Annotated in this window: 12 protein-coding genes; 4 read left to right on the top strand and 8 right to left on the bottom strand. The window is 64.7% G+C overall.

Features of this window, described 5'->3' with window-relative positions; translation table 11 throughout:
• Positions 1–28 precede the first annotated feature (28 nt).
• Positions 29–1,051 carry a VTT domain-containing protein gene (locus tag L0U83_RS18190; RefSeq protein ID WP_233885252.1) on the bottom strand — a complete coding sequence of 341 codons (1,023 nt, stop codon included), beginning with the start codon at positions 1,049–1,051 and terminating at the stop codon, positions 29–31.
• A 228-nt stretch (positions 1,052–1,279) separates the two neighbouring features.
• Here L0U83_RS18190 and L0U83_RS18185 point away from each other — a divergent pair, with 228 nt between their 5' ends.
• The 3 genes from L0U83_RS18185 to L0U83_RS18175 all read left to right on the top strand — a co-directional run bounded on the left by L0U83_RS18185 (position 1,280) and on the right by L0U83_RS18175 (position 4,227).
• Complete coding sequence (locus L0U83_RS18185; protein WP_233885249.1) at positions 1,280–2,098, top strand: helix-turn-helix transcriptional regulator; 819 nt, start codon at positions 1,280–1,282, stop codon at positions 2,096–2,098.
• 187 nt (positions 2,099–2,285) lie between these two features.
• Entirely contained in the window at positions 2,286–4,001 is a 1,716-nt protein-coding gene (locus L0U83_RS18180) for an FAD-dependent oxidoreductase (protein ID WP_233885248.1), read from the top strand.
• 34 nt (positions 4,002–4,035) lie between these two features.
• Positions 4,036–4,227 (top strand): hypothetical protein, encoded by a 192-nt coding sequence (locus L0U83_RS18175; protein WP_233885247.1) that lies wholly within the window; start codon positions 4,036–4,038, stop codon positions 4,225–4,227.
• An 18-nt stretch (positions 4,228–4,245) separates the two neighbouring features.
• Here the strand turns inward: L0U83_RS18175 and L0U83_RS40695 are convergent, their stop codons facing one another.
• The 7 genes from L0U83_RS40695 to L0U83_RS18140 form a co-directional block, all read right to left on the bottom strand.
• Positions 4,246–4,788 carry a helix-turn-helix transcriptional regulator gene (locus tag L0U83_RS40695; protein WP_308445048.1) on the bottom strand — a complete coding sequence of 181 codons (543 nt, stop codon included), beginning with the start codon at positions 4,786–4,788 and terminating at the stop codon, positions 4,246–4,248.
• 351 nt (positions 4,789–5,139) lie between these two features.
• Positions 5,140–6,870: a gamma-glutamyltransferase gene (gene ggt, locus L0U83_RS18165; RefSeq protein WP_233885245.1), complete on the bottom strand. Its 1,731-nt coding sequence runs from the start codon at positions 6,868–6,870 to the stop codon at positions 5,140–5,142.
• A gap of 136 nt (positions 6,871–7,006) precedes the next feature.
• Positions 7,007–8,410, bottom strand: coding sequence for an MFS transporter (locus L0U83_RS18160; RefSeq protein ID WP_233885242.1), 1,404 nt, complete (start codon positions 8,408–8,410; stop codon positions 7,007–7,009).
• Between the two features lie 230 nt (positions 8,411–8,640).
• A complete protein-coding gene (locus L0U83_RS18155) occupies positions 8,641–9,420 on the bottom strand; it encodes a phosphocholine cytidylyltransferase family protein (RefSeq protein WP_233885239.1) in 780 nt (259 codons plus the stop codon).
• A 28-nt stretch (positions 9,421–9,448) separates the two neighbouring features.
• Positions 9,449–10,459 carry a flippase-like domain-containing protein gene (locus tag L0U83_RS18150; RefSeq protein WP_233885237.1) on the bottom strand — a complete coding sequence of 337 codons (1,011 nt, stop codon included), beginning with the start codon at positions 10,457–10,459 and terminating at the stop codon, positions 9,449–9,451.
• Positions 10,456–11,265 carry a 2OG-Fe(II) oxygenase gene (locus L0U83_RS18145; RefSeq protein WP_233885235.1) on the bottom strand — a complete coding sequence of 270 codons (810 nt, stop codon included), beginning with the start codon at positions 11,263–11,265 and terminating at the stop codon, positions 10,456–10,458. Before L0U83_RS18145 ends, L0U83_RS18150 begins: the two co-directional genes overlap by 4 nt.
• Positions 11,262–11,963 (bottom strand): CDP-alcohol phosphatidyltransferase family protein, encoded by a 702-nt coding sequence (locus L0U83_RS18140; RefSeq protein ID WP_233885232.1) that lies wholly within the window; start codon positions 11,961–11,963, stop codon positions 11,262–11,264. The genes L0U83_RS18145 and L0U83_RS18140 overlap by 4 nt, the downstream gene beginning before the upstream one ends.
• Positions 11,964–12,130: 167 nt before the next feature.
• Between L0U83_RS18140 and L0U83_RS18135 the strand changes: the two genes are divergently transcribed.
• Positions 12,131–12,616: a hypothetical protein gene (locus L0U83_RS18135; protein ID WP_308445047.1), complete on the top strand. Its 486-nt coding sequence runs from the start codon at positions 12,131–12,133 to the stop codon at positions 12,614–12,616.
• The last annotated feature ends 8 nt before the right edge of the window (positions 12,617–12,624 follow it).

Raw genomic sequence — 12,624 nt, 5'->3', positions numbered from 1 at the left:
CGCCGGGCGACGCGCGGCGGCACTACCGTTATTTGGAGAGACTTGCCCGTACGGTGTATTCGGGTTCCTCACCCGCTTCGAGTTCATCGGCATGGGCATGCGCCGCGTGGAACTCGTTGGACAGCGGCACGACCGGATAACCGTGGCGCTCCCAGGCGTCGAGGCCGCCCTTGAGCGCGCGCGCATGGTAGATGTGCTTGTTGCGCAACTGATCGACGATGCGCTTGGCCGTCGCTTCGTTCGGGCACACGCAGTACACGACGATCGGACGCCCCGTCAACTCGGGCGAAAGCTCTTCGCTCGACTCGAGATTCAGCGGCCGCGCGCCAGGAATCCGGTAGGCCTCTTTCTCGCGCACGGTTTGCGGGCGCGCGTCGAGCACGATGGGCGGCGCGCTCGACTTCATCATCTCGTCGAGCTGATCGGGCGAAATGCGATGCGTGGCGAGCCAGTGGCGGAACTGCATGCGCCGCAGCCAGCGCCAGGCGAGGAACAGCACGCCCGCCACGGCGAGCACGTCGAAGATCGTCATGCCGTTCGCACGCACGAACGCCGCGAAACGCACGATTTCCGCATGCAGCGCCGCGCCGCCGAGCAGCCAGGTACCCGCCCACAACGCTGCGCCAACCGTGTCCCAAAGCAGGAAGACGTGCACCGCCACCGTCGTCGTGCCGAGCAGCGGCGCGGAAATCAGGCCGAGCCCCGGCACGAACTTCGCCACTGCGAGAATGGGCGCGCCGTAGCGCTCGAATACATTGCGCGCGATGCGGATGGTGGTGTCCAGCGACAGCGAAAAGCGCACGAGCCCGTTGAGCAGACGCCGCCCGCGCTTGCGGCCCGCGGCGAACCACAGCGAATCGGCGAGTAGCGTGGCAATCACGGCCGCCGCCAGCAGGCTCCCGTAGGATGTCTCGCCGCCAGCCGCCATCGTGCCCGCGAGAATCAGCACCGGCGCGGCCGGCACGGGCACGCCCAGTTGCGTGACGAGTACGCTGAGAAAGACCGCTCCGGCGCCGAAATCGGGTGGAATCGCGGTGGGGAGCGTCAACATTTGGATAACCTGCGCGCAGGGATGTTCAGGTAAGGAAACATGGCGCGCATACCGCGCCGGCCGAGGGTGGAGATTACCCCAACGTGCCGTTCCTTGCTTACGTTGACGCAAGCCTCACGACGGCATTGCGCACGACGATCCGGCCCCGCTGCTGGCGCTTTCGTGCCTAAGCGAAACGATGCTAATCTCGTGAAACTTCCTTTTTATAGCCGTTTTCCGTTAAGAAACATGCGTTACTGGCATCTCGATCGACCGAGGCAGGCAGGTCAATTCGACCTCTCGCGCGTCACCAGCCTCGTTTCGGCCATCGGCCGCGACGACGCCAACGCGCTCGCCGCCGAAGTGCTGAACATGCTTGGCCCGGCGACTTCGGTCACACAGTGCACAGTCTTCGCCTACGAATTCGGCAACCGGCCGCGCACGGTTTCCGTCGCCGATCATCGCGGCGGCCGCTTTTTGCGCGACGTCGCCGATACCTACGCGCGCCTCTTCTACGCGCTCGACGGCAATCAGCAGATCGTCACCGGTGGTTCGGCCGACAAGCCGGGCTCGTCGCTCGTGCTGCACTGGCAAAGTAGCGCCGACATTGCGCACGACGGTTACCGCACCGCGTGCTACGCCACGCCCAACGTGTCCGACCGGCTCTCGCTGCTGCTGCAGCCGGCCGCCGATATCTGGCTTTCCGTGAACCTGTATCGCGAAAGCGACGCCGGGAATTTTCAGCCGGGCGAAGTCGAACTGGTCGAATCGCTCGCGCCGCTGATCGGCGAATCGGCGCGGCATCACTATACGATTCGCGGCCAGAGCCAGCTCGGCATTCCTCAGATGATGCTCGCACGCCTGCGCGGGCTCTGCCCCACGCTATCCAAACGGGAACTCGACGCCCTGCGCGGCGTGCTCGAAGGACGCAGCGCGGTTGAGATCGCCGAATGCATGGGCGTGAAGCCCAGCAGCGTCGTGACCTATCAGAAACGCGCGTATCAGCGGCTGGGCATCTCGAGCCAGCGGCAGCTTTTTGCGCTTTGTCTGGCGACGGATCAGGGCTGAACCACCGCTGCAGGCGCGCGAAGCAGAACGCCTGCACATTTCCCGCTCATCCCCCCCCCGTAAGCCCCCTGTACCCAAATTGAGGACAGCGGGCCTCGCCTCGCGCTCCATACTGCCTTCATCGCCAGCGCCTCCTTTCGGGGCAAGCCGGCAAGAACAAGATTTTCGTATCGGAGACGCATTCCCCATGAGCGCCGAATTCAAACCCTATCCGTTCGAGGCGAAGCAGTACGCCGCCCGCCTGCCCGAACTCGAAGGCGGCCACAGCAGTGCCCGTGAAGCGCAGCGCCACGCCGTGACGATCGTCGGCGGCGGCCCGGTGGGCCTCGCTATCGCGCTCGGCCTCGCGAAGCACGGCGTGCGTTCGGTGCTGATCGAAGCCGACGAGTCGGTCTGCTACGGCAGCCGCGCAATCTGCATCTCGCGCCGCAGCCTCGAAATCATCGAGCGCCTCGGCGCGCTCGACGGCTTCCTCGCCAAAGGCCTGCCGTGGACGGGCGGGCGCAGCTTCTATCGCAACGACGAAGTGCTGCACTTCACGATGCCGCAGGACGAAAACCAGAAGCTGCCGCCGATGGTCAACCTCGCGCAGTACCACATCGAGCAGTTCCTGCTCGACGCGGCTGAGCGGCACGCCGACCTCATCGACATCCGCTGGCGCACGAAAGTGACCGCGGTCCAGCACGACGCGCATGGCGCCACGCTGTCGCTCTCCTCGCCCGCCGGCGACTACACCGCGCAGACCGACTGGCTCATCGCCGCGGACGGCGGCCGCAGCACGGTGCGCGATGCGCTCGGCCTGAAGCTTCAGGGCACGAGCTACGAGGGCCGTTACGTGATCGTCGATATCCTGCTCGACAGCGCGCGGCCCACGGAACGGCTCGCGTATTTCGACCCGGCATCGAATCCCGGCTCGACCGTGCTCGTCCACAAGCAGCCCGACAACGTGTGGCGCATCGACTATCAGCTGCGCGACGGCGAGGACGCCGACGAGGCGATCAAGCCCGAAAACGTCATGCCGCGCGTGCAGAGCCTGCTCGACATGATGGGCGAGAAAGCGACGTGGTCGCCGGTCTGGATCACGATCTACAAGGCCAACGCACTCACGCTCGAGCGCTATCGCCACGGCCGCGTGCTGTTCGCGGGCGACGCGGCGCACCTCGTCCCGATCTTCGGCGTGCGGGGTGCAAATTCAGGCATCGACGATGCCGACAATCTGGCGTGGAAACTCGCCTATGTCGTGAAGGGGCTCGCGAGCGACGCGTTGCTCGACAGCTACTCCGACGAGCGCGTCTACGCCGCGCATGAAAACTTGAGCTACGGCACGAAGAGCACAGAGTTCATGGCGCCGCCGTCGTTCGCCTTCGATCTGATGCGCACCGCCGTGCTGAGCCTCGCGCGAGAGCACGCCGCCGTGCGCTCGCTGATCAATCCGCGCCAGACTTCGGCCATCGCCTACACGGCCTCGCCGCTCAACGCGGCCTCCGACGCATTCGCGAACGGTCCGGCCCCGGGCACGGTGCTGCCCGAATGCCCGCTCACGATCGTCGATCAGGCAGGCGCGAGCGAAGGCCACGTGACCGACCTGATCGCACCGTGCTTCACGGCGTTCTACTTCAGCGAGGATGGCTCGACGCCCGCCCCGATCACCGCGCTCGAAACGACGCTGGCCGCACGCGCGCTGCCGTTCGCACTGGTGCCGCTCGCGCAGCGCCGGAGCGCCGACACGCCACGCCGCAGCGGATGGGACCACACGGGACGCCTGTTCCCGATGTACGGCGCACAGCCCGGCACGCTCTACCTCGTGCGCCCGGACGGCCACGTGCTCGGCCGCTGGCACGACGGTGCCGGCACGGCAGCCGCGCATGCGCTCGCCGCCCTCGACCATGCGCTGCGCGCCTGAGCGCTGCCGCAATCAAGTACAGATGGAGAAAGCCATGACCGACAGCGAACTCGACACCGTCTACACGCACTTGTGCAAGACCATGACCAATCTGGGCGAAGCCAACGGCCCGCTCTTTCTCGCGCGCTTCGCGCTGCTTGCGATCGAGCGGATCGGCAACGCGCAAACCTGCGTCGGCCTGATCGATGCGGCGGGTGAAAACGTTTCGGCGGCCGCGCCAAAATAAAGGGAAACGCAGCGCGCCTCAGCGCTGAGCCGACTGCACGAGCCGCGCGAGGCGCGAGCGGTTGGTGACACCGAGTTTCTGAAACGAACGATCGAGATGAGTGCGCACGGTCGTATAGGAAATGCCTAGCCGCTCGGCGATCTCCTTGTCGAGCAGCCCTTCCACCACGAGCGCGACCACGTCGCGCTCGCGCCGCGTCAAGCGGCTGATCGCTTCGTTATCCGCGGCGGATGCGTCGCCCGCCGTCGGCTGGACGTGCCCCGTCTGCGCGCGCGAACGCGCCAGCGCCGCGACGAAAGCCGGGCGCAGCAGATCGAACAACACCAGTTCCCGATCGGAAAAATGATCGCGCTGCTTGCCGCGCCTAATGCGCAGATGATCGAGATTCTCTTCGCCCGACCAGATGAACAGGTCCGCGCCCGCATACAGGCCATCGGCGCGCAGCAGTTCGAGCAGGCGCCGCCCCACCTCGAGGCGCAAGGCGCCCTCCGGCAAGATATGGTCGGCCAGCAGCTTGAAGACGTCGGCGATCAACGCGAGTTCGCGGCTCGTCAGGTCCATGCTCGGGTGCGATGAGAAGTGGGTGCGCGCCATACTTGCGCGGCGGCGCGAACGTCAGAGCCTGGTGATCCCAGCCTGACGAATTCAATATGCGGTCCGACAGTGAAGCTGTGAAGCCGAAATGCGGAAAAGAAAATGGGGCGGCAAACGCCGCCCCAAGAAAAACACACGCCGGCAAAGGGCTGTCTTCCGCCGGAGGTTGCATAGTACGCGATGAATAACGGAGCGGCATCCCCAAATTTGGGGACAAACGCTCACGTCATGCAAACTTTTGCCACCCCGTGCCAGGTTGCCGATGCGAAATGGTTTGCTTTCATGCGCGGCGCATGGTTTCGCATCGGCGTCGCGGTTTTACTGGATCAGGCGCGACACGCCGCGACCGCGCGGATCGGAAACCGCATCGGGCGTATCGCCGTTGATACGGATCGCCTGAATGTCACCGTTGAAGTCCTGCCCCTTCAGCACGTAGCCCTTCGCCTCGACCTGCTTGGCGAGTTCGCCGTCAATGGGCTGGTACGGTTCCCAGAAAATCGTGTTGGGTGGCAGCAACTGGTGGTGGAAGCGCATCGCCGCCACCGCTTCCTTCAACGGCATGTTGAAGTCGTAGTTGTTGTTGATGACCTGGAACACCGACGTGAAGATGCGCGACCCACCCGGCGTGCCGATCACGAGCGCCACCTTGCCGTCCTTCGTGAGGATGGTCGGCGTCATCGAGGAAAGCGGACGCTTCTTCGGCGCAATCGCGTTCGCATCGCTGCCCACCACGCCGAACATGTTCGGCACGCCAGGCTTGGACGCGAAATCGTCCATTTCGTCGTTCAGCACGATGCCGGCGCCCGGCACAACCACGCCCGAACCGAAGTAGCCGTTGATCGTGTACGTGTTCGAGACCGCGTTGCCCCACTTGTCGACCACGGAGAAGTGCGTCGTTTCCGCCTTCTCCGGCATCGAGGTGCCGAGGCCCGGCTGCACGCTCTTCGTGTCCGAAGGCTTGTCGGGATCGACTTCGGCGGCGCGCTTCGCGAGGTACGCGTCGTCGGTGAGCTGCGCGACCGGCACCTTGTAGAAGTCGGGGTCGCCGAGATATTGCGCGCGATCCGCGAACACGCGCTTCTCGATCTCCGCGGTCAGGTGGATGTACTGCGGCGAATTGAGCGGCACGTCCTTGAATTGCGGCGCGAGCATCGCCTTCATCTTGAGCAGTTGCACGAGGCCCACGCCACCCGAACTCGGGGGCGGCGCGGTGATGATTTCATAGCCGTTCCACTTCGCCTCGACCGGCTGGCGCCACACGGCCTTGTACTCCTGCAGGTCGCGCTTCGTGATGAGCCCGTGGCCCTTCATCGAGGCGGCGATCAGGTCAGCGGTCTTGCCGTCGTAGAAGTCCTTCGCGCCCTGGTTCGCAATGCGCGTGAGCACATTGGCGAGATCGGGCTGCTTGAACGTCACGCCCTCCTTCAGGTTGCCGAAGTATTCGTCGAAATTGGTCTTGCCGGCGAAGTCCTTCGCGGCGTCGTCGCGGCGCTTCGCGAGCTGTTCGTCCACGACGAAGCCATCGCGCGCGTAGGCAATGGCGGGGGCCAGCACCTGCTTCCACGGCAGCTTGCCGAAGCGTTTTTGCGCTTCCCACATGCCCTCGACCGTGCCCGGCACGCCCACGGCGTCATAGCCGAACAAGCTCTTGCCCTTGATCACGTTGCCCTTGTCGTCGAGGTACATCGTGCGCGTGGCGGCGAGCGGCGCGCGCTCGCGATAGTCGAGGAAGTACGGTTTGCCGTTCACGTAGAGCGTCATGAACCCGCCGCCGCCGATGTTGCCGGCTTCCGGGTATGTCACGGCGAGCGAGAAGGCGATGGCGACCGCCGCGTCGACGGCGTTGCCGCCCTCCTTGAAGATCTGCTCCGCGGCGTCGGCCGCGTACTTGTCAGCAACGGCCACCGCCGACGCGTTGAGGACCGCAGGGCGTTGCTGCGTATCCTTCGCAAAGGCCGGTGTGGCTTCGAGGAAGCCCGTGGACAAGGCGGATAGCGAAAGCAGTGCGAGAGCGGCAGCGGAAATTTTCGTTTTTTCAACCAGCTTCATTGAGTTCACCCCATGATTCGGTTTGTTGACCTACCTACCTGATACCTGCCTTGGCCTTATAGCACGCCAGTCAAACGATTGCGATCCGGCGATCCGCTGATTCCGCTGCTGTGCAAGACGAACGTTGCGTCCTGCATCAAGCCTTGCCGCGCCGGCCGCGCGCAATTTCTTCTCCGGCATTCGCGGGCAAACGCATCGTCACCGGAATCGACGCCACCGAAAAGAGCCCGACCACGAGAAACGCCGGCCAGAAATCGGACCAGACGATGGTCGAATGCCCTTGCACACGATGCGAAATCTGCAGCACGAGGCCCGCAATCGTCACGCCGAGGCCGAGCGATACCTGCTGGATCACGCTTGCTACGCTCGTAGCGCGGCCAATGTCGCGCGTCGGAATATCGGCATAGGCGAGCGAGTTGAGGCCGGTGAATTGCAGCGAAGGAAAGATCCCGCCCGCGAGCACGATGACCCAGATGAGCCACACCGGCATGCCAGGCGAAAACGAGCCGCATATCGCGATGGCCGTCCCCGCGAGCACCGCGTTGACCATCAGCGTGCGGCGAAAGCCAAAGCGCCCGAGGACGCGCGAAACGATCGCCTTCATGAAGATCGAGCCGAACGCCGAAGCGCAAGTGATGGCGCCCGAGGCGAACGCCGTCATGCCGAGCCCTTCCTGCAGCGTGAGCGGTAACAAAAAAGGCACGGCGCCGAGCCCGATGCGAAAAAGCGACCCGCCGGCCACGCTCGCGTTGAACGTGGGAATGCGCAGAAATTTCAGATCGAGCACGGGCCGCTCGACACGTTGCGCATACAACCAATAGGCTGCGAGCAGCAACGCGCCGATCACGCACATCGTCACCGCCGTGCCAGTGGCGACGAGTTCGCCGCCCACGAGCGAAAGGCCGAGCATAAATAGCGACGCCCCGCCCGCCGAGAGCACGAAGCCCGGCCAGTCGAGCCGCCCCGGATGCTCCTCGTGCATGTTCGCGATATGCCGGTTCGCGAGCCAGATGCCGAGCACGCCAATCGGAATGTTGATGAAGAAAATCAGCCGCCAATGCAGATACGTGGTGATGAACCCGCCAAGCGGCGGCCCCACGACCGGCCCGAGCAACGCGGGCACCGTGAGATAGTTGACCGCGCGAATGAAGTCCGACTTGGGCAGCGAACGGAAGATGATGATGCGGCCCACCGGCACCATCATCGCGCCGCCGATGCCCTGCACGAAGCGTGCGGCCACGAACATCTCGAGCGACCTCGAAGCCGCGCACAACAGCGACCCCGCCATGAAGATGCCGATGGCCGTGCGAAACACATTGCGCGAGCCGAAGCGATCGGCCACCCAGCCGCAAATCGGGATGAACACGCCCAAGCCGATCACATAGCTCGTGACGGCCAGCTTGAGTGTGATGGGGTCCTGGCCGAGATCGCGGGCCAGTGCGGGGAGCGAGGTGACGATGACCGTCCCGTCCACGTTCTCCATGAACATCGAGCACGCGACAATGAGCGGAACGATGAATGTGCCGAGGGCTAATGGCATGGGCAGAAACGACGATCAGCGTGGCTGATGGCGTAAAGCTGCCATTATGGCCCTTGTTGCGGAAAACGGGAACCCGGCAACAGATGAAGCGGCGCGCTTTGGCAGGTGCGGCACGAAGCAAAGGCGCGCGCAAAAGCAAAAGCCGCGGAGCCCACCGCCGCTTTCAACCGGCGACAGACCTCGCGGCCCATATCAAACAATAAGCGTCATGCAACCAGCGCAGGTGCGCTTCAGAGAGCCGCCTGCTTCACACGGCTCACCACCGGACGCAGTTGCGGCAGCACCTGTTCCGCGGCGCGCGTCACGTCATTGGGGAAGTCGATTTCGATCCACGGCGCGCCGGTCACGTCCGCGGTTTCGAACTCGTTGCCGCGCTCGAGCAGCAGGTCGCGCAGCGCTTCTTCATGCGGCAGGTTCGCGCGGCCCGTATCGACATAGCCTTCGACGATCTGCGCAAAGCGACGGGCCGTTGCTTCGTTCAGGCGGAAGAAGCCCACCGACTCGCCGATCATGTCGTATTGCAGACCGACCGCCAGTTGCTTGCGCAGTTCGACGGGCACGCCGTCGCGCAGGCACAGCTTCACGGGCTCGTCGCCGGCTTCGAAGTCGCGGTCGATCAGCAAGCGATTGGCCGGCGCCTCGCCCGCGACGAGCGGCGCGAACACGCGTTCGTCGTAGAGCACATCGGCGTCCATGAGCAGCACGTCGTCGCCGCGCGTGAGCGCCTCTGCCGTGCGATGCACCGTGAGCACGCTGCCGAGATCGAAGCGCGGATTCATCACGACCTCGACCTTGTGCGGCCAGTTGATGCGCTTGAGTTCGGCCTCGACCAGTTCAGGCTGGAAACCGAGCGCGAGCACGACTTCCGTCACGCCCGCCTCTTCCAGCAATTGCAGATGGCGTTCGAGCAGCGTCACGCCCTCGAACTGCAGCAGACATTTCGGAAACTGTTCTCCAGCTTGTTGCTGAAGGCGCAGGCCGAGGCCTGCCGCGAGAATGATGGCGCGCATGCGCAAACGTTCCTTGGGAGAAAAAAGGTCAATCGGCGACTTCGACAGCGCAGACGCGCGAGGCGCGCCGGCGTTGCCAGCTACGTTCGCTGAAATGCAGATACAGAAGGCCCGGCAAGCCGAGCAGGATTTCGCGCGCGCGCTTGGCGAGCGAGAGCGCGAGCGCCGCCTCGGGCGGCAGGCCGACGAGCGGCGCAAGCAGCAGATAGCCGCCCTCTTGCACGCCCAGCGAGCCAGGAATGGCGAAGGCCGCACCGCGAATGGCCTGGCCGATGCTCTCGAGCAGCAGCGCATCGATCCAGCCTACGGGATGGCCGAGAAAACGCAGCGCGAGCCACACCTCCACCGTGCCCACGAGCCAGCCCGCGAGGCTCAGCACGAAGCTGGCCGCCACGCGGCCACGCTGGGCGTAAAGCGACATCACGGCCTCGTCGATGGCATCGGCGCGCGTGGCGAGCGTCGACCAGTCGCGCTTGCCGAACACTTTCGAGGCGAGACGCAGCAGGCGGCCGAACAGACCGCGGCGCTGCGCGAGATAGAACAGCGCGATCAGGCCGCCGAGCACGGCGGTCGCGATCAGCGCCGCGATGCCGAGATCGCGCGGCGCGCCGTTCGCGGCATAGGCCGAAAAAAGCACGATGCCGAATACGGCGAATACGATCTGCGCAACGGCCTGCAGCGTGGTGCTCACGGTGATGGCCGCGGCTGCGTCGCGCATCGACATGCCACGTTGGGCAAGCTGGCGCACCATCGCTACGGGGCCGCCGATCTGGCCTGCCGGCAACAGGCTGTTCACCGATTCGCCCGTCCAGCGCGCGAGCAGCGCATCACGCTGATCGACGCGTTCGCCTTTTCCAAAGAGCACGGCGATCGCACCCGCGTCGAGCGCGAGCGGCACGATGTGGAACGCCGCGACGAGCACGAGCCCCCAACCGGCGGCCGCAAGCGCGCCCGTTACCGAGCCGAGGCCCTGCCAGGCGAGCAGCGCAATGAAGAGTGCCGTGCCGATCGACAGCAGCAGGATGGCAGCACGGCTCACGCCTTGCCTCCAAACGCCTTGCGGAACACCTGGCGGAAACCGAAGTACGCAATGGCGTCCTTCATGTTCGAGATAAAACGGCGCCACGGGCGCATGTTCGGGTTCGTCACGTATTCGAGCGTGAGCGAAACGCGCACTTCGCCTTCGAGGCTCGGCGTGACGCGATGGCGAAGCTTGTCGCCATCGAACACGATGAGCGCGCCCGGCGGGTACTGCACCGAGCCCGGTTCATCCGCCTTGTTCGGATCTTTCGTGTGCAGTTCGTAGTCGAGCTTGCAAGACGACTCGTCGATCACGCCGAGCAGCACCGTATAGCGGCGGCCGTCGTAATACGACGTGTCGTAATGCCAGCCGATATGGTCGCCGGCGCGCGTGTAGTAATAGAGCGCGTACGCGTGCGGGTCGTCTTCGGGTGAAAGCTGGAGGCGGTCGCCCGTGATCTTTTCGAGCCACGCGATCAGTTGCGGCGAGCGGTAAAGCTCGGCGATGTACGGCGCGAGGCGGTCGATGGTGTGACGGCTCACGCTGCCGCCCGCCTTGTGGCCCGGCAGATAGTTGCGGTTGACTTCGGGAAGCAGCGCGTTGGCCGCGTCGATCAACTGTTGCGTGGCGTCGGCGGGCAGGAAATCGGAGAGGTACAGGAACGAGCCCTGGCTCTCGTAGTCGCTGCGCAGGCGCGCGGTGTTCAACGGCTGCAGCGCGCGGCCGATCGCGCCGTCCGGTTCGCCGGCCGCGGCACGTGCGACGCGGGGTACAGCGGCGACGGAAGGCACTACGACCTGTTCTTGTTCTGCTTGCAAGCTCATCGGCTGCTCCACACCTGACCGGTTTCCTTGGCGGGGCGCAGGCGGCGCGTCATGCGCACGTAGTCGAGCACCACCCAGATGGCGAACAGCGGCGCCCCGATCGAAGCCGCGATAATGAACGGCGACACGACGCCCGTCAGCGTGACAAGGGGTAGCAGATACAGCACGTCCTCGGTCTCGAAGCCGCCGGCGAACGCCTGTTGCGTGCCCGCCTTGCCGGCCATTTCCTCGATGCGCATGCGCAGGAAAAAAATCACGGCGACCGCGACGCCCGCGATGCCGCCGAGCACGGCCGGCGGCACACGCCATCCGGCGCCCGAGTGGCCGGCCACGGCGCCGAGGCCATAGCCCATGCCCAGGAACAGCAGGACGGTGACGAGAGCGTCCGCCGCGAGATCGTAGAAATGTCCGATACGGCTGGTTTTGCCGCTGATACGCGCCAGTTCGCCGTCGGTATGATCAACAAAATTCGACAATACGATCAGAAATGCGCCAATATTGACGTGCAGAAAGCCTCCGCGCGCCAGATATAAGCCGCCGGCAACGCCAATCAGGAGTCGCAGCGTGGTCAGGTGATTCGGGGTAACGCGCGTGGGTACAAGCGGAGTGACGAGCCAACGCGCCGCGCGAGCGTCCCACGTGCGCGGCAGCGGCACCGCTCGCGGAGCCGTTTTTGCAGGTTTGTCTTTTTCGGTCATAACCGCGAAATATATACGCCTTCCAAAAAACTTGCAGGCATTCCGACGTTCTTACAACGTTTAACTTGTGGCTTTGTAAGTCAAGGCGCCAGATCGGCTCTCGCAACGCAGCAAGCGGAATCGTCCGAACACGCGTAGAGTGCACCCTTCGCGCCAGCCCGGGCGTTGTGCGCCCGCCGCATTGCGGCCCTGGCGCACGCACTTTCGCCATTCATGCAATGAAACGCTTTACCTTTGCCGCCCTTTTTCTCGCTTTCCTGACACTTCTCGCCGGCAATGCCCGCGCCGCCGTCATCGACGACTCGCTGACCTGCAGCGAGTCCGCGCACGACTTCATCTCGGGGCTGATCACGCAAAGCCTGATCGATCCGAAACCCATGAAGGTCGAAAGCAATTCGATCAACGCGTTCTGGCCTGCGCGCGGCGGGCACATGACCGCCTATGGCTTCAGCGTGTTCGCCATAGTGGGTTTCCAGAAGGACGACCCGCTTTTCAAGACCGGCGACGGCAAGCCCATCGCCCCTTCCGCCTATGGGGCGGTCGTGGTCGGCACCCAGGCCAGGGTGCAGGCGGCGCTCACGGCGGCAGGCAATAACGCCATCGTCCACCATGCCGGTCCGCTATTGACTGCGATCTTCTGCAAGCAGGAGTGAGCAGGCGG

Origin of the sequence: Paraburkholderia flagellata (genome assembly GCF_021390645.1) — a bacterium.
Taxonomy (GTDB): domain Bacteria; phylum Pseudomonadota; class Gammaproteobacteria; order Burkholderiales; family Burkholderiaceae; genus Paraburkholderia; species Paraburkholderia flagellata.
Note: the sequence above shows the minus strand (reverse complement) of the source record. Positions and strands in the feature narration are given on the sequence as shown.